This window comes from Burkholderia sp. 3C (assembly GCF_054589155.1).
In genome coordinates this window covers 41,277-62,111 of record NZ_BAAILN010000044.1, presented here as the reverse complement: position 1 = coordinate 62,111, position 20,835 = coordinate 41,277, and the positions used below count along the sequence as shown (strand labels likewise).

Sequence of the window (20,835 nt, the reverse complement as noted above, 5' to 3'; positions counted from 1 at the left end):
CTGCTCGATGGGCGCCGCGATCGCGCCGCTCGATGCCGCCGGGCGGTTGCCGGATGCGCTCGATCCGGCCGACGCGCGGCGAGCCTGGCAGGGACGATCGATTCGAATTCCGCTCTGCAAGCGTCGCTCGTGGCATGCGCCGCTCATGGCAAGCGCCGCTCATGACAAGCGCGGCTCATGACACGCGCCGCGCGCTCACGCGGCGGCGCTTGCCCCCGGCGCTTTCACATGCGCGGGCGACAGCTCGGCCACGCTCCGGCAGCCGAGCATCGCGAGCGTGCGGTCGATCTCGTCCTTGAGGATCGCGATCACGCGCGAGGCGCCGGCCTCGCCGGCCACGGCCAGCCCGTACAGCGTCGCGCGGCCGAGCAGCACGGCATCGGCGCCGAGCGCGAGCGCTTTCACCACGTCGGCGCCACGGCGGATGCCGCTGTCCATCAGCAGCGTGCCGCGCGCCTGGCCGGCATCGCAGGCGCGGCGCGTGGCGGCGAGCACGTCGATGGGCGCGATCGCGTCGTCGAGCTGGCGCGCGCCGTGGTTCGACAGGATCACCCCGTCGGCGCCGAGTTCGAGGCAGGCGCGGGCATCGTCGGCGGCGAGGATGCCCTTCACGAGCAGGCGATGCGGCCAGCGATCGCGCAAGCGGCGCAGGTCCTGCCAGTTGAAGCTCGCATCCATCTGCCGCTTGAGCAGCGCGGCCTTCATCTCGACGCTCGCGCCGTCGTCGGCGCCCACGTTGGCCAGCGTCGGCACGCCGCCGTTGGCGAGCAGCGCGCACGACCAGCGCGGATGCAGCAGGCCGTCGAGCAGCACGCGCGGCGTGTAGCGCAGCGGCAGCGCGAAGCCGTTGCGCAGGTCGCGCTCGCGCTTGCCGTTCAGCGGCACGTCCACGGTCACCACCAGCGTGCGATAGCCGGCGCGGGCGGCGCGCTCGGCCAGGCTGTCGGCGAGCGCGCGATGCATCACGTAAAGCTGGAACCAAGGCTCGCCGCCGGCCTCGCCGGCGAGCCGTTCGAGCGTGACGTTCGAGGCGGTGGACATTGCGAACGGCACGCCGGCCTGCGCCGCCGCGCGCGCCAGCGCGATGTCGCCGTCCGGCCAGATCAGGCCGTTCAGCCCGGTGGGCGCGATCACGAACGGCGCGGCCTGCGGCTTGCCGAACAGCGTGGTATCGAGCGTGCGCGTGCTGACATCGACGAGCCGGCGCGGCACGAAGGCGATGCGCGAAAACGCGTCGCGATTGCGATCGAGGCCGCGCTCGTCCTCGGCGCCGCCGTCGAGATAGTCGAACACGCGGCGCGGCAGGCGGCGGCGGGCGAGGCGGCGAAAATCTTCGACGTTGACGGGATCGGGCATCGGCGGCAGGCGTGGTGGCGGCCCATGCGGCGCGACGACGAATGCGTCGCTTACGCGGGGCTGGCGCGAAAGCGCACGAGTGTAAACGCTTTGCGCCTGCACGGGCGCGCCTGCGGCCTGCTCGCTTCGCATTGGCCGCCAATGCGAAGTGCGCGAACCGCCGGCGCGTGCGACTTAATCAAGAAAAATCAGCAAACGATTCATGGAGAAATGGCGGTGCTATCGTAGCCGCGATCGTCGATGGCCCGCGCCGGCAACGCCGCGCGCCGTTCCGCGAACACAATCATCGGGTGCCGCGCGAATGAAGCTGGGGCGGGGCGCACCGGGCACCGGACTCGTGATGGCGCGTCGCGGCGGGATACCCCCGTTTCGCGCGCCCAAGCGCTGCTCCGGATGCTGTCAGATACAGGAGAGAGGGCCATGTCGACTCAAGCCAATGCCGGAGCCTCGCGGCTCGCGGTGATGAATTTCCTCAACGAAGCCGCCAACGATTATCCGGATGCGATTTCGTTCGCGTCGGGCCGGCCGGCCGAGCAGTTCTTTTCGCTAGAAGGCTGGCTCGCCGCCGTGCCCGACTATCAGGCGCACGCGGCGCGCGAGGCGGGCCGGGATCTCGCGTTCGCGGGCCGGCGCATCGCCCAATACGGCCGCACGGCCGGCATCATCAACGCCCTGGTGGCCGAGCAACTGCGCGTGGACGAGGGCGTCGACTGCGACCCGCAGCAGGTCATGGTGACGGCCGGTTGCCAGGAGGCGCTCGCGCTGATCGTGCCGGCGCTGTGCCGCGCGCCCGGCGACGTGATGCTCGCGCGCAATCCCACCTATATCGGCATCACCGGCGTGGCCGATTTCGCCGGCATCGAGATCGTGCCGGTGGCCTGCGCCGACGGCGAGCGTTGGGAGCAGGCGCTGGCGCGCACCGCGGCCGAGTTGCGCCGCGTAGGCAAGACCGCGCGCGGCTTCTACCTGACGCCAGATTTCGACAATCCCACCGGCACCGTGCTCAGCGAAGCCGAGCGGCGCTCGATCATCGCCGGCTGCATCGAGCACCGCATCGTGGCGCTCGAAGACAACCCGTACGGCATGTTCCGCTTCGACGGCGACGCGCCGCCGCTGATGACGTCGCTCGATCCGGCCGGCTGCGTGATCTATCTCGCCACCTATTCGAAGACGCTGTGCCCGGCCGTGCGCATCGGCGCGGCGGTGCTGCCGAAGCGGCTGTTCGGCGACGAGGCGGCGGCCGAGCGGTTGCGCGCCGAGCTCGCCGAGCGCAAGAGCTTCGTCACCGTCAACACGAGCCAGGTCACGCAGGCGCTGGTGGGCGGCGTGCTGCTGCGCGAGGGCGGCAGCCTGCGCAGGCTCGTCGAGGCGCCGCGCGCGTTCTATCACCGCAATCGCGACACGCTGGTGGCGGCGCTCGAGGCGCGGCTCGGCGGGCGCGACGGCATCGCCTGGAATCGCCCCGACGGCGGCTTCTTCCTCGGGGTGACGCTGCCGTTCGATTTCGGCCAGCGCGAGACGGTGGAATGCGCGCGCGATCACGGCGTGATCGTGATGCCGATGAGCTTCTTCTCGCTCGACGGCGGGTATCGCAACGCCGTGCGCCTTGCCTTCAGCAATGCCGAGCCGGCCGCGATCGAGGCCGGCGTCGAGCGCTTCGCGCGCTATCTCGACGCGAAGCTGCACGCCCCCGGCTGATCGGCCTCGCGCGGGCGCGCCCCGAGCGGGGGCGTCGCCGCGCGTGGCCGTGTCCCTTTCGTGTCCTTCACCACTCGTCTACAGGACCGTGCGCAGATGTGCCAGACCCTCATCATCGACAACTTCGATTCGTTCACCTACAACATCTTCCAGCAGATGGGCGAGGCCTGCGGCGTCGAACCGACCGTCGTGAAGAACACCGCGCGGCTCGACGAGATCGATTTCTCGCGTTATGACTGCATCATCGTGTCGCCCGGGCCGGGCACGCCGGCGGTGCCCGCCGATGTCGGCATCAGCGCGGACGTGATCCGCGACGGCACGCTGCCGCTGCTCGGCGTGTGCCTCGGCCATCAGTGCATGGCGCACGTGCACGGCATGGAGGTGGTGCACGCGCCCGAGCCGATGCACGGCCGGGTCAACGTGATTCGCCACGATGGGCGCGGCGTGTTCGCCGGCCTGCCCGAGGCGCTGTCGATCGTGCGCTATCACTCGCTGGTGGTGAAGGCGGTGCAGGAGCCGTTCGAGGCCTGCGCGTGGGGCGAGGACGGCGTGATCCACGGCATCCGCCATCGCACGCGTCCGCTGCACGGCGTGCAGTTCCATCCGGAATCGATCTGCACCGAAGGCGGCATCGACCTGTTTCGCAACTTCCGCGACATCGCGCTGGCCCACAAGCGCAAGCAGGCCGCCTGAATCGCCCACGCGGCGCGTCCTCTTTCATCCGGATCGGACAAGGCGCGCCGCAGCCGCATGGTTCGCCTTGACGTTACCGGGTGAGGGGCTGCGGTTTTCTTCGCGCTTCGGCGGCGGTTTGGAGACGTGCGCAACACGCTCCAGGGGATCGGCTAAGATACGGCCCGCCCATCATTACCGAACCAGCGGAGTACGCCGTGATTCAACCGACCCCCGTCTTCAAGGACAACCTCGCGCAACTGCCGGCCATCGACGGCATCGAACGGATCGACCTCGTCGATGCCGGCGGCAGCGTCGTGTCGACGATCGAAAACAAGCCGGGCAAGCAAGGCTCGCTCGCGGTCTATCACTACCTGCAACAGGCGTTCGGCAAGCTCGACGCCGCAGCGGCCGAGCATGGCCTCGCGGTGTTCGGCGAGCACACGGCCGACGCGCGCAACCGTCCGGGCGCGCACCCGAACGTCGATCGTCTGCTGGAGGTGGCAGGCGGCGCGCCCGCGCTGCGTATCGATGTGATCGCCGCGGCCTGAGCGGCTGCGCGGCGCGAGGCTCGGCGCGTTTCAGCCTGACTGCCGAACGCTTCGCACCGTTTCGATTGCAGGGCTTCGGCCCGACTTTCGGGGGCTTCGCGCCGCCTCGGTTGCAGGGCTTCGGCCCAACCTTCGGGGGCTTCGCGCCGCCTCGGTTGCAGGGCTTCGGCTCAACCTTCGGGGGCTTCGCGCCGCCCCGGTTGCAGGGCTTCGGCCCGACCTTCGGGGGCTTCGCGCTGCCTCGATTGAAGGGCTTCGGCTCAACCTCCGGGGGCTTTGCGCCGCCCCGGTTGCAGGGCTTCATCCTGACCTCCGAGGGCCTTGCGCTCCCTCCGGGTTGTTTGGCCCTGCCGCCACGGCCCATTGCGAGCCGCCCGCCGAGCGCGGCGGCCGTTCCCGCCCGAGGTTTCTCTTACGTTGCCGACCCGGCCGTGGCCGACGCCTCGCTCGCCGCGCCGAATTCGCCGTCGAGCCAGCGCTGCACCACGCCCGGCAGTTCCGTCATCCGTTCGAACGTCACATGCACGCCGATCGCGAGCAGCGCCGCGCGCCGTTCGTCGGGCGCGTGAGCGCTGCCGGTGAAGCCGAGCACCGTCATGCCGGCCGCGAGCGCGGCGCGCGCGCCGGTCACGCTGTCCTCGATCACGGCGCAGCCCGACGGCGGCACCTGCAAGGTGTCCGACGCGGCCAGGTAGACGTCGGGCGCCGGCTTCGGGCGCGCCACGCGTTCGCCGGTGAACAGGCGGCCGCCGAACACCTCGTCGAGGCCGACGCGCTTGACCACGCGCTCGACGTAATCGAGATCGCTGTTGCTCGCGCAGGCCAGCCGCAGCGCGATCGACTTGAGCGCCTCGACGGCACCCGGAATCTCGGGCGCGTGGGCCGCGTTGGTGCGGATGTCCTCGCGGATCGAATGGATTTCGTCCTCGCTGATGGTGCGGCCGAGCGTCTTGCCGGCCTCGGTCAGCACCACGGCGGTACGCATGCCGAGCAGCGGGCGGATCGCGTCGTGGACGCCTTCGACCTGCCAGAGCGCCTCCAGGCGTTCGATGACGATGCGCTCGGCAATCGCCTCGCTGTCGACGAGCACGCCGTCGCAATCGCTGATCAGGGCACGGTCCGCGCGCAGCGGGGAAGGGGTGGGGGCTTGCATGGGGTTCTCCTGCGGTAACCGGCCATGATACCGGCAAGGCCGTGCGGCCGGCTCGCCGGACGCCGGCAGGTTCTTGTCCCGGCGCGACCTGGCCGGGAGATGGTGCATTGCACCAGATCATTTGATCTTTCATCAAGCAAAAGATCGTGTCTTGATTTTTGGATGAAATAGATGGTGTCGTGTCATCCGGAGCGCGAGGTGTCAGATTCGGCAATAAATCGATGTTTTCGCTTTCATGATGAATAAATGGGCCGATATGAAGGTAATCAATGCGATTTCATCGCGACCTGATCCCATCCGCCTCAAGCAATCGCTGCCAGAGCTTGCACGATGAAAGTGCGCAATTCTTGACTGAGAGTCAAGGCTCTTTCCCGATTTGGCGGCTTTTTGCAGGGCAGCATTGCGGGCACACTGCGACCATGTCGAATAGCGGGTGCAGCCGGCCCGCGCTTTTATTGCGCCTTTACAGGACCGCCGTCATGAACGCTTCCTCCTCTCCCGCCGCGTCGGCGCCGAGCTCGACCTTGCCGCTGCTGGCGCTGGCCGTCGGCGCGTTCGGCATCGGCACCACCGAGTTCTCGCCGATGGGCCTGCTGCCGGTGATCGCCGACGGCGTCCACGTCTCGATTCCGAGCGCCGGCATGCTGATCAGCGCCTACGCGATCGGCGTGATGGTCGGCGCGCCGATCATGACGCTGCTGCTCGCGCGTGCCTCGCGCCGCACCGCGCTGGTGTTGCTGATGAGCATCTTCACGATCGGCAACCTGCTGTCGGCCATCGCGCCCGACTACACCACGCTGCTGCTCGCGAGGCTCGTGACCAGCCTGAATCACGGCGCGTTCTTCGGCATCGGCTCGGTGGTGGCGGCCTCGCTCGTGCCGCGCGAACGCCAGGCCAGCGCGGTGGCCACGATGTTCATGGGGCTCACCATCGCCAACGTCGGCGGCGTGCCGGCCGCCACCTGGCTCGGCCAGATGATCGGCTGGCGGATGTCGTTCGTCGCGACCTCCGGCCTCGGCGTGCTGGCCATGGCCGGGCTGCTCGCGGCGCTGCCGAAGGGCGAGGCCGGCCGCATGCCCGACGTGCGCGCCGAACTGGCCGTGCTGACGCGCCCGGTGGTGCTCGGGGCGATGGCCACCACGGTGCTCGGCGCGGGTTCGATGTTCACGCTCTACACCTATATCGCGCCGGCGCTCGAACACCTGACGCACGCGTCGCCGGGCTTCGTCACGGCGATGCTGGTGCTGATCGGGGTGGGCTTCTCGATCGGCAACGTGGCGGGCGGGCGGCTGGCCGACCGGTCGCTCGAAGGCAGCCTGATCGCGTTTCTGTTGTTGCTGATCGTGGTGATGGCGGCGTTCCCGGTGCTGGCCACGACGCAGGTGGGCGCGGCGCTGGCGCTGCTGGTCTGGGGCGCGGGCGCGTTCGCCGTGGTGCCGCCGCTGCAGATGCGCGTGATGCGCGCCGCGTCCGAAGCGCCGGGGCTGGCGGCGTCGGTCAACGTCGGCGCGTTCAATCTCGGCAATGCGCTCGGCGCGGCGGCCGGCGGCGCGGTGCTGTCGTCGGGGCTGGGGTATGCGGCCGTGTCGCTGGCGGGCGCTGGGATCGCGGCGCTCGGGCTGTTGCTGGTGCTGTCGCAGATGCGTCGCCGGGCGAGTCCGGCCGCTTGCTGAACGCGGTGGCTTGAGTATTGGCCCGCGTGCGGTGCGCCGCGTGTGAGGCGAGGTTGCTGAGGGTTGGTTTGTTCTGCCCTGACGGCGGTGCGTGCTACGCGCCGCCGTTTTGTTTTTTTGCCCGGACGAGCGTGGGGCGAGGAAGGCGCGAGGGCCGTGAAGCAGGGGGCGCTTACTGACCCGAGGCGGCGGAAGCGGGAGCGGTTGGTGCTGAGGCGGGAGCGGTCGAAGCGGCGGTCGGGGTCGAGGCAGCAGACGTGGTCGAAGCGGCGGCCGCGGTTGAGGCAGCAGACGTGGTTGAACCAGCTGCCGGGGTTGATGCGGCAGACGCGGAAGTGGCCGAAGCGGCAGCCGGTGCGGAAGCGGCTTGGTTTGCGGCGGTGGGTGACGATGCGGCGCTGGCCGGGGCCGCGGCGGACGCGGCAACGGCCGCGCTGGTGTTCTGCGTCGGTGCCGAGGCTGCGTTGACGTTCGATGCGGCAGCGGCCGACTGAGCAGGCGCGGCCGTGGCCGGTGCGGGGGATGATGCGGCGGCGGTGGCTGTGTCAGGTGCCGATGTGGCAGTCGTGGCCGCGGCAGATGCCGATGCAGCGGCCGGAGCCGCTGCGGGTGTGGCCGCCGTCGCGCTCGACGCAGGAGCCGGGTTGGCGCTCGGCATGGCTGCGGGATGCGAAGCCGCAACCGGCGCGGTCGTATTCGATGCCGCCGGTGCAGCAGCGGCCTTGACCGGCGCGGCCTGCTGCGCCGGTGCGTTGGCCGCGGCATGGCCGTTCGGAGCGATCGTTGTCGCGGCGCCCGGCGTCAGATTCACCTCGCCTTGCGTCGGCACGCCGGCCGCGCCGACCTGATTCGCTGCCGACGCGTTCATGCCTTGCGTGGCCGGCGCGGCCGTGGCCTGCGCTGCGCCGCCGTTAGGCAGCGCGGACGTGCCCGTCGAGGCCACCACGGCCTGCGCGCCGGGCGCAACATTCGCGCCTGCGGCCGGTGCCGTCGCCGCATGCGATGCTGCTGCCGCCGCAGGCACCAGCACAGCCTCGGGCGCTACCGGCGAAGATGACGACGAAGAAGGCGAAGCGGACGGCGAAGACGCCGGCCCCGTCGGCTCGGCCGGCGTGCGCATCTTGACCGGCCCGGTATCGCCCGGCCCACCCGTGCCCGGCGCCGGTTCCGGCAGCGGCGCGACCGGCTCCTGCTCGGCGGCCTTGGCCGCCGCCTTGCCGTGCTTGGCCGGATTGACCTTCAGGAAGTGATCGACGAGCTTGAAGAAGCGGTCGTAGAACACGCCCGCCGGAATCGTCTCGCTGGCGATCTTCACCATCGAATCGTCGCTCGACCCGATCGGCAAGGACAACGAACCGAGCACCGACAGGCCCACGCTGGCCGACGTGCTGGTCTTCTTGAGCGTGTAGCGGTCCTGCACGGCGTTCACGTAGGCGATGCTCGAACCCGAATCGGGATCCGAATCGACGCAGACCACGTGAAATTCGATCACCACGTGCGAATCGTTGGCCGGCTGGAAGTTCTTGCTGCCGTCGACGGTATCGGGCCGCGCCAGGTTGGTGGTGTAGCCCTGGCTCAGCAGCGCGCGGCGCGCGGCCTCGCAGGTGGCCGACGAAGTGTCGTGGAAGGTGTGCGTGTACGGGCTGCTCGACGCGTCGAACTGCTCCTGCGTGTACAGCGGCTTGGGCGCGGACGAGCAGGCCGACAGCAAGGCCGTGGCCGCGAACGCGCAAGTCAGGGAAATCAGGCGAAGTCGAGTGTGCATGGCGTCGGGTAGTGGGAGGGACGCACCGGCCCCGGCACCGCGCGATGCGACCCCGGGCCGCTTGCGTGACCGGCCGCTATTATAGTTTCCCCTGATGCCAGGCTGCATTTGCCGCGCGAACGCGCAGGCGGCGCAATCGAAAAACGACACACGAAAAAAATCCCGCCCAACCGGGGCGGGATCGTGCTGCATGGGTTGCCGAATCGCTCAGGCCTGGCCCGTGGCGATCTCGATCTTGCGCGGCAGCGCTTCGGCGCGGCGCGGGATGCGCAGCGTCAGCACGCCGTCGCGCAGGTTCGCGTCGATGCGCGCGGTGTCGAAGTGCGGGCTGACCGCGAAGCTGCGCAGGTAGCGCGGCGTGCGCCGTTCGGCATGCTGCACGCGCAGGCCGGCCGTTTGCGGCAGATCGGCCTGGGCGTCGATGGTCAGGCGGCCGTCGTGCACGCGCACGTCGAGGCCCGCTTTCGCGACGCCGGGCAGGTCGGCCCACAGCGTGATGCCTTGCGCGTCCTCGGTGATATCCACCGACGGCGTGACGCTCGGGCCGCGGCGCGGCGTGTCGTGGGCGCCCGGTTGGGCCGGTGCGGTGGCGTCGGCGGCGGGGCGGTCGATGAGTTCGGGAGTGGTGGTCATGGCGATGGTCCTCGCAATCATTTACTGAACGTGAATCGAACGCGGCTGCGCGGCAGCGCGCTTCGCGATACGGATATGCAGGCAGCCGTTGTCGTAGCGCGCCTCGATGTTGCCGGCGTCGGCATTCGACGGCAGTTCCACCGCGCGGCGGAAGCGGCCGCTGAAGCGTTCGCGCGACAGCGGGCGAGCCGCTTCGGCTTGTGCGGTTCGGGCGGCAGGTTCCGCGCCAGATGATTCGGCATCCGAAACATTATTGGACGAAAAAGAAACGCCGGGCGATGCGGTGCTGCGTTCGCCGCTGATGGTCAGGAGCCCTTTGTCGATGGTCACGTCGAAATCGCCGGCCTGCATGCCCGGGGCGAAGGCGACGATCTCGATCGCATCGTCGTTCGCGCCGACGTTGATCGGCGGGAAGGTGTCGAAGCGGCTGCCGCGCGAGGCGGCGAAGCCCGACATCTGCCGTTGCAGCCGGTCGAGTTCGCCGAACAGGTCGGCGCCGAAGCGATACGTGGTCATGGTTCGAATCCTCTCGAAGATCGATCGGCATGGACGGTGCGCGAAGGGCGCGGGCCATGCGATGCGGGGTCAACCGGCGGTGCGGAACGCAACCGCCTCATGGCTCCACAAATAGGAACGTTGCGCACGAATTCAAGAGGGATTTTTCAAACCGATGCTTGCGGGTGCATCGATCGCCGGCCGCCCGCTGACAGCCCGTTGGGGTCGCGCCCCGCTTCAGGGGCATCCCTATCGGGATCATCCCTAGCAGCGGCGTCGTGCCATCCCAAACTTTGGAATCGCGATGGTATGCTGCCCCACTCCCGAATACTGAGGTCTCGCATCGGCAATGCCGATTCCCGTGATCGTTGCAATCCCCAATCCCCGTGAAGGTTTCGCCGCCGGCCGCGCTGCCGCGCCGCACAGAAACCCGCCTGCGCCAGCAGCGTCCCGCGACCGCGCGAGGCGTGCGCGGCGCCGCGCCCCGCCGCGCACGCGCTGACGCGCAGGCCTCACGCACACCGTCTTCCTTTTCAACACCTATCCGGAGATTTCCATGACCCGAAACCAAGCGGTCGAGGCCACGCATTCCCTGTCGCTCGATGTGCCCGAGTACGTTCGCCATCGCGGCCTGATCGACTGGGTCGCGCGCATCGCGGCGCTGACCGAAGCCGACAAGGTGGTGTGGTGCGACGGCTCGCAGGAAGAATACGATCGCTTCTGCGAACAGATGGTCGCGCAGGGCACCATGATCCGGCTCAACCCGGCCAAGCGCCCGAACTCGTTTCTCGCGCTGTCCGATCCGTCGGACGTGGCGCGCGTGGAGGATCGCACGTTCATCTGCAGCGAAGCGCGCGACGATGCCGGCCCGACCAACCATTGGGTCGCGCCCGCCGAGATGCGCGGCACGCTCGACGGCCTGTTCCGCGGCGCGATGCGCGGCCGCACGCTCTACGTCGTGCCGTTCTCGATGGGGCCGCTCGGCTCGCCGATCGCGCATATCGGCGTGGAGCTGTCCGACAGCCCGTACGTGGCCGTCAACATGCGGATCATGACGCGCATGGGCCGCGACGTGTATCGCGTGCTCGGCGAGGACGGCCATTTCGTGCCGTGCGTGCACAGCGTCGGCAAGCCGCTCGCGGCCGGCGAGGCCGACGTGCCGTGGCCGTGCAACGACACCAAATACATCGTGCATTTCCCCGAAACGCGCGAGATCTGGAGCTACGGCTCGGGCTACGGCGGCAACGCGCTGCTCGGGAAAAAGTGCTTCGCACTCCGGATCGCCTCGACGATGGGCCGCGACGAAGGCTGGCTCGCCGAGCACATGCTGATCCTCGGCGTGACCGCGCCCGACGGCACCAAGCGCCATATCGCGGCGGCGTTCCCGTCGGCCTGCGGCAAGACCAACTTCGCGATGCTGATCCCGCCGGCCGGCTTCGACGGCTGGAAGGTCACGACGATCGGCGACGACATCGCCTGGATCAAGCCCGGCCAGGACGGCAAGCTCTACGCGATCAACCCGGAAGCCGGCTATTTCGGCGTCGCGCCGGGCACCGGCGAGAAGACCAACCCGAACGCGCTGGCCACGCTGCGCGAGAACGTGATCTTCACGAACGTCGCGCTGACCGACGACGGCGACGTCTGGTGGGAAGGCCTGACCGACACGCCGCCCGCGCATCTGCTCGACTGGCAGGGCCAGGACTGGACGCCCGCGATCGGCAAGGAAACCGGCCGCAAGGCCGCGCATCCGAACGCGCGCTTCACGGCGCCGGCCTCGCAATGCCCGTCGATCGATGCCGACTGGGACAACCCGGCCGGCGTGGCGATCGACGCGTTCGTGTTCGGCGGCCGCCGCTCGACCACGGTGCCGCTCGTGACCGAGGCGCGCGACTGGACCGAGGGCGTCTACATGGCCGCCACGATGGGTTCCGAAACCACCGCCGCTGCCGCCGGCAAGCAGGGCGTGGTGCGCCGCGACCCGTTCGCGATGCTGCCGTTCTGCGGCTACAACATGAGCGACTATTTCTCGCACTGGCTGAAGCTTGGTAGCCAACTGGAAGCGTCGGGCGCGACGTTGCCGAAGATCTACTGCGTGAACTGGTTCCGCAAGGACGCCGACGGCCGCTTCGCGTGGCCCGGCTTCGGCGAGAACATGCGCGTGCTGAAGTGGATGCTGGAGCGCATCGACGGCAGGGGCGACGGCGTCGAGCACGCGCTCGGCCTGACGCCGCGCTATCAGGACATCGACTGGGGCGGCATGGCGTTCACGGCCGAACAGTTCGAGCAGGTGGCCTCGGTCGATCGCGACGCATGGCGCGAGGAACTGGCGCTGCACGACGAGCTGTTCGACAAGCTGAAGACGCGCCTGCCGCAAGCGCTGGCCGACACCAAGGCGGCCTTCGAGGCGCGGCTCCAAGGCTGACCGGGTAGCAGGCCTGCCCGGATTCACCCTGAAAAAACGCCACGCGAACCCGGTTCGCGTGGCGTTTTTCATTGGCGTGGAGAATCGGCGGTCCAAAGCAGTTCAGGGCGATCCGCAGCCGTTCGATGCGACAATCGTCGCCGTCATTCATTGAACGAATTCGCTACCGGAGACCGCATCCCATGGATATCCAACGCATTGCCGTCGTCGGCGCGGGCGTGATCGGCGCAAGCTGGACCGCCTTCTATCTCGATCAGGGCTTCGAGGTGGTCGTGACCGACCCCGCGCCCGACGCGGCCGAACGGCTCGACGTGGCGCTCGTGCGCTTCATGGGCGAGGCGCGGCTCGCGGCCTGCCGCGCCAAGCTGCGTTTCGTGGCCGATCTCGACGCCGCGCTCGACGGCGTGGATTTCGTGCAGGAAAACGGCCCCGAGCGGCTCGACGTCAAGCGCGAGCTGTATCGCCGCCTGGATGCGCGCCTGCCGGCCGAGGCGCTGATCGCATCGAGTTCGTCGGGCCTGCGCATGTCCGATATCCAGACCGCCTGCGAACGGCATCCCGAGCGCTGCCTGATCGCGCATCCGTTCAATCCCCCGCACCTGATTCCGCTCGTCGAGCTGGCCGGTGGCGAAGCCACCGCGCCCGACGCGATCGCGCGCGCCAAGCGCTTCTACGACGAGCTCGGCAAGGTCACGATCGTGCTGAACAAGGAGATGCCCGGCCACGTGGCGAACCGGCTGGCCGCCGCGTTGTTCCGCGAGGTGTATCACCTGGTGGGCGAGGGCGTGGTCAGCGTGGCCGACGCCGACAAGGCGGTGTCCTGGGGACCGGGCCTGCGCTGGGGGCTGATGGGGCAGGGCCTGACCTATCACCTGGGCGGCGGCGACGGCGGCATGGGGCATTTCCTCGACCATCTGTCGGGGCCGATCACGAGCTGGTGGGACGATCTCGGCGCGCCGGCGTTCAACGAGGACGTCGATCGCAAGCTGATCGAGGAACTGCGCGAGATCCAGGGTGCGCGCTCGATTGCCGAACTCGGCGCGGAGCGCGACCGGCTGCTGGTGGAATTGATCGAGGCGCGCCGGCGCAGCTTCCTGCCCTGATCGAAACCGAGCCCGCGCGCGAATGAGGGCAGGCCGCCGTAGCGACGGCCTGCCTCAGAACTCCGCCGCTGCCGCCACCAGCGTGGCTTCGAGCGCGAGCGTCGAACGCGACGCCGAGGCGGGCCGGTCGATCACGTATTCGAGGTCGCCGAGCGCGGGCAGGCCCGCTTCGAGCTTGGCCAGGCCCTGCGGGATCACGTAGCCGGCAAACGCCGACACGCCCAGCCCGGCCGCCGCGGCTGCGCGCAGCGCCGCGATGCTGCTGCTCGATACGGCAATCCGATAGGGGCGACCGATCGCGTTCAGGGTTTCGAGCACGCGCTGGCGCGACACGCTCGGCTCCGGGTGCAGCGCGAGCGGCAGCACCGGCTCGCGCCCGGTGATCGGCGAGGCCGGCCCGGTACACCAGTACAGCGGCTCGGTGCGGATCACGCGGCCGCGCCGGCTGCCGGCGATGCGCTTGGCGAACACCAGGTCGTGGCGGCCCTCGTCGAGCGCGTGGAACAGGTCGCCCGACAGCCCGGTGGTGATCTCCAGTTCGACTTCGGGATTGCGCTGGATGAAGCTGACCAGCGCGGCGGGCAGGTGGGCCGACGCGAAATCCTCCGACATGCCGAGCCGTACCTTGCCCGACAGCGGCGGTCCGCACACCGACATCACCGCTTCGTCCATCAGTTCGAGGATTCGGCTCGCGTAGCGGTGCAGCGCATCGCCGTTGGCGGACAGCCGCACGTTGCGCGTGTCGCGCTCGAACAGCGGCCGGTCGAGCAGCTCCTCGAGCCGCCGGATGTGCTGGCTGACGGTGGATTGCGAGAGATTGACGCGCTCGGACGCGGCGGTGAAGCTGCCGGTCTGGGCGACGGCGACGAAACTGCGCAGCAGTTCGGGCGATAACGAACGCATGGTGGAATCCAGATGAACGGCGGCAGCGGCGCGCGGGCGCGGCCCGGCTGGGCCGTCGCAGCAGTTTACGGCAAGACGCCCGAGGGCGGCGCGCGATCGATTGGCGCGGCCTCTGAGTGGCATTGGGCAACTTCATCAATGGCCCGCACGGCGCGGCATACAATCGCCAGCACCGGATACGCATCGCAGGAGAGACGCAATGACGGGATGGAATCAGGCGCGGCAGGCCCGCGACGCACGCCTCGCGGCGGGCGCGCCGCTCGCGCGTGGCAAACGGGTGGCGGCCGAGGACGCAACGGCGCTGCTCGAAGCGGTGCTACGCCCCGGGGACCGGGTCTGCCTCGAAGGCGACAACCAGAAGCAGGCGGACCTGCTGGCCACCGCGCTCGCCGAGGTGGACAGCGCGAAGATCCACGATCTGCACATGGTGCAATCGGGCGTCGTGCTGCCCGAGCACCTCGACGTGTTCGAGCGCGGCATCGCCCGGCGTCTCGACTACGCCTACTCGGGCCCGCAATCGCAGCGCATCGCCAAGCTGCTGTTCGGCGGGCGCATCGAGCTGGGCGCCGTGCACACCTACCTCGAACTGTTCGCGCGCTACTTCATCGATCTGACGCCGCAGGTCGCGCTGATCGCGGCCGTCAGCGCCGACGCCGACGGCAATCTCTACACCGGCCCGAACACCGAGGACACGCCCACCGTGGTGGAGGCCACCGCGTTCAAGGACGGCATCGTGATCGCCCAGGTCGATCGCATCGTCGATCGCGTGCCGCGCGTCGACATTCCGGGCGACCGCGTGCATTTCGTGGTGGAGGCCGGGCGGCCGTTCTTCGTCGAGCCGCTGTTCACGCGCGACCCGGCGGCGATCACCGAAACCCAGATTCTTACCGCGATGCTGGCGCTCAAGGGCATCTATCAGCCCTACGGCATCAAGCGCCTGAATCACGGCATCGGCTTCAACACGGCGGCGATCGAACTGCTGCTGCCGACCTACGGCGAACGCCTCGGCCTGAAGGGCAAGATCGGCACGCACTGGGCGCTCAATCCGCATCCCACGCTGATCCCGGCGATCGAATCGGGCTGGGTCGAACAGATCCACTGCTTCGGCTCCGAAGTCGGCATGGACGACTACATCCGCGCGCGCTCCGACATCTTTTTCACGGGTTCGGACGGCTCGCTGCGCTCGAACCGCGCGTTCTGCCAGACGGCCGGCCTCTACGCCTGCGACATGTTCATCGGCTCGACGCTGCAGATCGACCTGGCCGGCCATTCGTCCACCGTGACCGAGAGCCGCATCGCCGGCTTCGGCGGCGCGCCGAACATGGGCAGCGACGCGCGCGGGCGCCGCCATTCGAGCGAGCCCTGGCTGAAGGCCGGCGCCGAGGCCGATCCGCACACGCCGGCCGCGCTGCGGCGCGGGCGCAAGCTGGTGGTGCAGATCGGCGAGACGTTCGGCGAGAAGAACGTGCCGATGTTCGTCGAGAAGCTCGACGCGCTGCGCCTGGCCGACAAGCTCTCGCTCGATCTCGCGCCGATCATGGTGTACGGCGACGACGTCACGCACGTCGTGACCGAGGAGGGCATCGCGAACCTGCTGTTGTGCCGCGACGCCGACGAGCGCGAGCATGCGATTCGCGGCGTGGCCGGCTACACGGACGTGGGCCGTGGCCGCGACCGCAAGATGGTCGAGCGGCTGCGCGAGCGCGGCGTGATCCGCCGCCCCGAGGATCTCGGCATCGATCCGCTCGATGCCGACCGCCGCCTGCTCGCGGCGCGCTCGGTGAAGGACCTCGTGCATTGGTCCGGCGGCCTGTATTCGCCGCCGTCACGCTTTCGCAACTGGTAAGCCCTGCCGCGCGGGGCGGCAGTCGAGCCCCCGTGCGCGTTTCGGCCGGCCCCGAGCGGGCTGGCGGGAGAGATCGAATGGAACAGCTCAACTATCTTCACACCGCGCGCGAGCGTGCGGGCGGGGATGCGGCGTCGGCGCTGGTCGGCGTGGTCGCGTCCGGCAATCTCGAAGTGCTCGTCGAGCGTGTGCTGCCCGGCGCGGCCTGCGAGATCGATATTCAAACCGCCGCCACCGGCTTCGGCGAAGTGTGGCAGGCCGTGGTCGCCGATTTCGTCGAGCGGCGCTCGCCGGGCGGCCTGCGCTTCTCGATCAACGACGGCGGCGCGCGTCCCGATACGGTGGCGCTGCGGCTCGCGCAGGCGGTCCGTGCGATCGAGGGAGGCCAGCGATGAGCGGATTCGAACTCGCCACGGCCGGCGCGAGCTGGTACGAAGCCTCGGCGCGGCAACGCATCGACGGGCTCGTCGACGCCGGCAGCTTCACCGAATTCATCGGGCCCGCCGAGCGCGAAATGAGCCCGCACCTGCCGCTGTTCACGCTGCCGCGCCAGTTCGACGACGGCATGATCGTCGGCCGCGCCGCGCTCGACGGCCGCGCCGTGCTGGTGGCCGCGCAGGAAGGCCGCTTCATGGGCGGCGCGTTCGGCGAGATCCACGGCGCGAAGCTCACCGGCCTGCTGCGCGCCGCGCGCGAATCGGCCACGCCCGTGCTGATCCTGTTCGATACCGGCGGCGTGCGCCTGCAGGAAGCCAATGCGGGCGAACTGGCGATCGCCGAGGTGATGCGCGCGCTGGTCGATGCGCGCGAGGCCGGCGTGCCGGTGATCGGGCTGATCGGCGGTCGCGCCGGCTGCTACGGCGGCGGCGGCTTGCTCGCTGCGTGCTGTTCGGCGCTGGCGGTGTCGGAGCCGGGCCGCATCAGCGTGTCCGGGCCCGAGGTGATCGAAACGAATCGCGGCGTCGAGGAATTCGACTCGAAGGATCGCGCGCTGGTCTGGCGCACCATGGGCGGCAAGCATCGCCGGCTGATCGGCGGCGCCGAGCGCTTCGTCGACGACACGCTGCCGGCGTTCCGCGCCGCCGCGCTCGATTTGCTCGCGGTGCGCCACGGCTTCGACCTCGCGGTGCTCGATGCCGAGCAGACGCGGCTCGAGGCGCGCCTCGCGGCGTTCGGCGATTGCGCCGACGCACGCGACGTTTGGCGCCGGCTCGGGGCGACCGATGCCGAGGCCGACGCCATTCCCGCCATGCCCGGCGACGCCTTCGCCGCGCTGGCCGACCGCCTTCAGGAGACGCGCGATGACGCTCGATGAGATTCTCGGTTCCTTCGACCATGACGTCGCGGTGCGCGACGACGGCCTGCTGGCCGGCCGCGCCACCGTCGACGGCCGCACGGTGGACGTGATCGGCGTGTCGGGCGGCGCGTTCGTGGGCGTGGACGAAGCCTTGTGGCTGTCGGCGCGCGTGCTCGATGTGGTGCGCCGTGGTGATCGCACGCCGATTCTCGTGCTGGTGGACAGCGCGAGCCAGCGCATGAGTAAGCGCGACGAATTGCTCGGCCTCAACGAATGCCTGTCGCATCTGGCCAAGAGCCTGATGCTGGCGAGCCTGCGCGGCCATCCGACCGTCGGCCTGTTGTATGGCGGCACGGCGGCCGGCGCGTTCATCGCGACCGCGCTCGCCACCCGCGTGCTGGTCGCGCTGCCGGGCGCGGAGCCGGCCGTGATGGATCTGCCGTCGATCTCGCGCGTCACCAAGCTGCCGCTCGACGTGCTGCAGGAGATGGCGAAATCGACCGCCGTGTTCGCGCCGGGCCTCGACAATCTCGCGCAAACGGGCGCGGTCGACGCCGTGCTCGATCCGGCGCAGCCGCTCGGCGCGCAACTGGCGCCGTGGTTCGATACGCCGGCCGATCGCGCCGACGGCCGCGATCGCCTCGGCGCGGAACGCGGCGGCCGCCCGGCTGCCGCGCGTATCGCGCAACGCGTCCATGAACTCGCCCGCTCGGCCGGCTGAGGCCGGCTTGATCCGTCATAGCGTCGTGCGCGTCGCGCCCGATGCGTGGCGCGACGTGCTGGCCGCCCACCCGGCGCTGGCCGACGCGCCGCCCGAGGTACGGGAGTGGGCTGCGCGCGGCTGGCCGCTGATGGTGCGGCGCGCCGGGCCGTGCGATGCCGGCGCGGCCGGCGTGCCGCTCGGCTTGCCGTTGCCGCCGTCGCTGGGCAAGCGCCGCATCGGCGTGGTGGTGCCCGAGTCGGCGATCGTCTCGGTCGAGCCGCCGCCCGCCGTTGCGCGGTTGCGCGAGGCCGCGCCGGCGCACTGGCGCGCCACGCTCGATCGGCTCGATGCGATCGCGCGGCGGCATCACGTGGGTTGCCGCGCGTTCGGCAGCCTGGCCTGGCAGGCCCTGACGGGCCTGACCTATCTGTCTTCCGGTTCCGATCTCGATCTGCTGTTCGATGCGCCCATCGGCGCGGATGCCGAGGCGGCGCTCGCGGCGCTGCTCGACGATGTCGCGGCGCTGGCCGATGGTGCCGATGGTGCCGATGGCGGCGAGGCCCCGATGCGCATCGACGGCGAAGTGATTCGGGCCGACGGCGCGGGCGCCAACTGGCGCGAACTGCGTACGGCGCTGGCGGAGCGCGGCGAGATCGTCGCCAAGACCTCGGCTGGCGTGGTGCTGCTGTCGCCGCGCGAATTTCTCGACGGTGCGAAGGAGGCGGCATGATCCAGCCGATGCGGGTGCCTGCGTTCGAAGCGAAGCCGTCGCCGCGCGAGGCCGCGGACGCGATTGCCGAATTCGCCGAGCGTTGCCTGCGGCTCGAAGTGCGGACCTGGCCGAAGCCCGGCCTCGTCAGCCATGTCGATCAGGGCAGCCATGACGATATGGATGCCGCCACGTTCGCGCGCAGCGCCGCCGCGATTCGCCCGTTCCTGGCCGAACTGGCGCGGGCCGGCGCGGCGCGGGCGGAGATGGCGGCGCTGCGCCGGATCGGACTGCGCGCCGAGCACGCGATGCTGGCCGCCACCGGCGGCGTGAACACCCATCGCGGCGCGATCTTCGGGCTCGGCCTGCTGTGCGCGGCGGCGGGCTGGCGAGCGACCGCTGAACCGGTGCCGGCGCTCACGCTCGGCGCGTGCGTTGCCGCGCAATGGGGCGACGAGATCCTGGGCGGCCCGCGTCCGTCGGACAGCCACGGCGAGCGGGCGATCCGCCGCTACGGCGTCGGCGGCGCGCGCGGCGAGGCGGCCAACGGCTTTCCGGCGGTCTACGCGATCGGCGTGCCGGCCTTGCGCGCCGCGCGGGCGCTGCGCCCCGGCCACGCCGAGGCGGCGCGCGTGCAGGCCTGCTTCGCACTGATCGCGGCGCTCGACGACACCAATCTGCTGCATCGCGGCGGCGAGGCCGGCCTGGCGTTCGCGCAGCAGGCCGCTCGGGATTTCCTGGCACGCGGCGGCGTGGGTGCCGACGATTGGCGCGAGCAGGCCGCCGCCGTGCATCGCGCGTTCGTCGCGCGGCGGCTGAGCCCCGGCGGCACGGCCGACCTGCTCGCGATGAGCCTGTTCGCCGATGGGCTCGATCCGCAATGACGCTCGCGCTCCTGTGCTCCGGCCAGGGTCATCAAGGCCCCGGCATGTTCGACCTGATCGGCGACGATCCGGCCGCTGCGCCGCTGTTCGCGCACGCGTCGCGCTGGTTCGGCGGCGATCCGCGCGACTGGGTGCGCGAGGCCGGCCGCGATGCGCTGCGTGAAAATGGCGCGGCGCAGCGCTTGTGCACGCTGCATGCGCTGGCCGTGTACGCCCGGCTCGCGCCGTTGCTGCCCAGGCGACGCTGCGTGGCCGGCTACAGCGTGGGCGAGATCGCCGCGTGGCATGTGGCGGGCCGGTTCGACGCGCGCGATGCGTTCGACCTGATCGCGGCGCGCGCCGATGCAATGGATGCGGCAAGCGCGGGCAACGAAGGCATGCTGTTCGTGCGCGGCCTCGCGCGCGAGGCGCTCGACGCACTGTGCGCCGGGCACGACGCCGCGGTCGCGATCGTCAACCCCGGCGAGGCCTGCGTGCTGGCCGGCAGCACCGAGGCGCTGGCCGCGCTGGCCGGCGAGGCGCAGGCGCATGGCGCCTCGCGCGTGGTCGAGGTGCCGGTGCGGATCGCTTCGCACACGCCACGGCTGGCCGCCGCCGTGCCGGTGTTTCGCGCCGCGCTCGGGCAGGCGAGCGTCGGGCGTGGCGCGGCCGGCACGCGGCTGTTCAGCGGCATCGACGGCGCCGTGGTGCTCGATGTGGGCGATGGCCTCGACAAGCTCGCGCGGCAGATCGCCGAGCCGGTGGAGTGGGCCGCATGCCTCGCGGCCTGCGTCGAAGCCGGCGCGAGCGCGTTCCTCGAACTGGGGCCGGGCCGCGCATTGGCCGAGATGGCTGCCGGCGCGTATCCGGCGGTTCCCGCGCGCAGCGTGGCCGATTTCCGCTCGTGGGACGGGCTGGCCGCGTGGCTGGCGAAGCTCGACGCGGCCTGAATTCATCAAGAACGGCACGGTTCGGCGGCCTTCGATAATCCTC

At 70.3% G+C, this 20,835-nt stretch carries 20 protein-coding genes; 14 read left to right on the top strand and 6 right to left on the bottom strand.

Annotated features, from left to right (window positions below; all coding sequences use genetic code 11):
• Positions 1 to 7: 7 nt before the first annotated feature.
• Entirely contained in the window at positions 8 to 181 is a 174-nt protein-coding gene (locus ACYP33_RS06755) for a hypothetical protein (protein ID WP_459620542.1), read from the top strand.
• Positions 182 to 195: 14 nt separating this feature from the next.
• On the opposite strand, the gene ACYP33_RS06750 is transcribed toward ACYP33_RS06755, so the two are convergent.
• Entirely contained in the window at positions 196 to 1,356 is a 1,161-nt protein-coding gene (locus ACYP33_RS06750) for an alpha-hydroxy-acid oxidizing protein (RefSeq protein WP_459620540.1), read from the bottom strand.
• Between the two features lie 420 nt (positions 1,357 to 1,776).
• On the opposite strand from ACYP33_RS06750, the gene ACYP33_RS06745 reads away from it, so the two are divergent.
• The 3 genes from ACYP33_RS06745 (at position 1,777) to ACYP33_RS06735 (ending at position 4,277) form a co-directional block, all read left to right on the top strand.
• Positions 1,777 to 3,054, top strand: a complete 1,278-nt coding sequence (locus ACYP33_RS06745) for an aminotransferase-like domain-containing protein (RefSeq protein WP_459620538.1) — start codon at positions 1,777 to 1,779, stop codon at positions 3,052 to 3,054.
• Between the two features lie 96 nt (positions 3,055 to 3,150).
• Positions 3,151 to 3,747 carry an anthranilate synthase component II gene (locus ACYP33_RS06740; protein ID WP_459620536.1) on the top strand — a complete coding sequence of 199 codons (597 nt, stop codon included), beginning with the start codon at positions 3,151 to 3,153 and terminating at the stop codon, positions 3,745 to 3,747.
• Between the two features lie 197 nt (positions 3,748 to 3,944).
• The gene (locus ACYP33_RS06735; protein ID WP_414444531.1) at positions 3,945 to 4,277 is read left to right on the top strand and encodes a DUF2322 family protein; all 333 of its coding nucleotides are present in this window, start codon (positions 3,945 to 3,947) and stop codon (positions 4,275 to 4,277) included.
• A gap of 412 nt (positions 4,278 to 4,689) precedes the next feature.
• Here the strand turns inward: ACYP33_RS06735 and ACYP33_RS06730 are convergent, their stop codons facing one another.
• The gene (locus tag ACYP33_RS06730) at positions 4,690 to 5,430 is read right to left on the bottom strand and encodes an HAD family hydrolase (RefSeq protein ID WP_414444532.1); all 741 of its coding nucleotides are present in this window, start codon (positions 5,428 to 5,430) and stop codon (positions 4,690 to 4,692) included.
• 479 nt (positions 5,431 to 5,909) lie between these two features.
• Between ACYP33_RS06730 and ACYP33_RS06725 the strand changes: the two genes are divergently transcribed.
• Positions 5,910 to 7,103, top strand: a complete 1,194-nt coding sequence (locus tag ACYP33_RS06725; protein ID WP_414449894.1) for an MFS transporter — start codon at positions 5,910 to 5,912, stop codon at positions 7,101 to 7,103.
• 172 nt (positions 7,104 to 7,275) lie between these two features.
• Here ACYP33_RS06725 and ACYP33_RS06720 read toward each other — a convergent pair whose 3' ends face one another.
• From ACYP33_RS06720 to ACYP33_RS06710, 3 genes are all read right to left on the bottom strand, one after another.
• A complete protein-coding gene (locus tag ACYP33_RS06720) occupies positions 7,276 to 8,868 on the bottom strand; it encodes a DUF2242 domain-containing protein (RefSeq protein WP_459620533.1) in 1,593 nt (530 codons plus the stop codon).
• Positions 8,869 to 9,075: 207 nt separating this feature from the next.
• Positions 9,076 to 9,501 (bottom strand): Hsp20/alpha crystallin family protein, encoded by a 426-nt coding sequence (locus tag ACYP33_RS06715; protein WP_414449892.1) that lies wholly within the window; start codon positions 9,499 to 9,501, stop codon positions 9,076 to 9,078.
• A gap of 21 nt (positions 9,502 to 9,522) precedes the next feature.
• Positions 9,523 to 10,017 (bottom strand): Hsp20/alpha crystallin family protein, encoded by a 495-nt coding sequence (locus ACYP33_RS06710; protein ID WP_414444536.1) that lies wholly within the window; start codon positions 10,015 to 10,017, stop codon positions 9,523 to 9,525.
• A 535-nt stretch (positions 10,018 to 10,552) separates the two neighbouring features.
• Between ACYP33_RS06710 and ACYP33_RS06705 the strand changes: the two genes are divergently transcribed.
• The gene (locus ACYP33_RS06705) at positions 10,553 to 12,418 is read left to right on the top strand and encodes a phosphoenolpyruvate carboxykinase (GTP) (RefSeq protein WP_459620530.1); all 1,866 of its coding nucleotides are present in this window, start codon (positions 10,553 to 10,555) and stop codon (positions 12,416 to 12,418) included.
• A gap of 182 nt (positions 12,419 to 12,600) precedes the next feature.
• Positions 12,601 to 13,521: a 3-hydroxyacyl-CoA dehydrogenase NAD-binding domain-containing protein gene (locus tag ACYP33_RS06700; RefSeq protein ID WP_459620528.1), complete on the top strand. Its 921-nt coding sequence runs from the start codon at positions 12,601 to 12,603 to the stop codon at positions 13,519 to 13,521.
• A gap of 54 nt (positions 13,522 to 13,575) precedes the next feature.
• On the opposite strand, the gene ACYP33_RS06695 is transcribed toward ACYP33_RS06700, so the two are convergent.
• A complete protein-coding gene (locus ACYP33_RS06695) occupies positions 13,576 to 14,424 on the bottom strand; it encodes a LysR family transcriptional regulator (protein WP_414444539.1) in 849 nt (282 codons plus the stop codon).
• Between the two features lie 199 nt (positions 14,425 to 14,623).
• On the opposite strand from ACYP33_RS06695, the gene mdcA reads away from it, so the two are divergent.
• From mdcA to mdcH, 7 genes are all read left to right on the top strand, one after another.
• Positions 14,624 to 16,270 (top strand): malonate decarboxylase subunit alpha, encoded by a 1,647-nt coding sequence (gene mdcA / locus ACYP33_RS06690; protein ID WP_414449889.1) that lies wholly within the window; start codon positions 14,624 to 14,626, stop codon positions 16,268 to 16,270.
• A 77-nt stretch (positions 16,271 to 16,347) separates the two neighbouring features.
• Positions 16,348 to 16,665 (top strand): malonate decarboxylase acyl carrier protein, encoded by a 318-nt coding sequence (mdcC, locus tag ACYP33_RS06685; RefSeq protein ID WP_414444541.1) that lies wholly within the window; start codon positions 16,348 to 16,350, stop codon positions 16,663 to 16,665.
• A complete protein-coding gene (locus ACYP33_RS06680; protein WP_459620525.1) occupies positions 16,662 to 17,585 on the top strand; it encodes a biotin-independent malonate decarboxylase subunit beta in 924 nt (307 codons plus the stop codon). The genes mdcC and ACYP33_RS06680 overlap by 4 nt, the downstream gene beginning before the upstream one ends.
• Positions 17,572 to 18,288, top strand: a complete 717-nt coding sequence (mdcE, locus tag ACYP33_RS06675) for a biotin-independent malonate decarboxylase subunit gamma (protein WP_459620523.1) — start codon at positions 17,572 to 17,574, stop codon at positions 18,286 to 18,288. Before ACYP33_RS06680 ends, mdcE begins: the two co-directional genes overlap by 14 nt.
• Complete coding sequence (gene mdcG / locus ACYP33_RS06670; protein WP_459620522.1) at positions 18,263 to 19,000, top strand: malonate decarboxylase holo-[acyl-carrier-protein] synthase; 738 nt, start codon at positions 18,263 to 18,265, stop codon at positions 18,998 to 19,000. The genes mdcE and mdcG overlap by 26 nt, the downstream gene beginning before the upstream one ends.
• Positions 18,997 to 19,863 (top strand): triphosphoribosyl-dephospho-CoA synthase MdcB, encoded by an 867-nt coding sequence (gene mdcB, locus ACYP33_RS06665; RefSeq protein WP_459620520.1) that lies wholly within the window; start codon positions 18,997 to 18,999, stop codon positions 19,861 to 19,863. The genes mdcG and mdcB overlap by 4 nt, the downstream gene beginning before the upstream one ends.
• Complete coding sequence (gene mdcH / locus ACYP33_RS06660) at positions 19,860 to 20,792, top strand: malonate decarboxylase subunit epsilon (RefSeq protein ID WP_459620518.1); 933 nt, start codon at positions 19,860 to 19,862, stop codon at positions 20,790 to 20,792. The genes mdcB and mdcH overlap by 4 nt, the downstream gene beginning before the upstream one ends.
• The last annotated feature ends 43 nt before the right edge of the window (positions 20,793 to 20,835 follow it).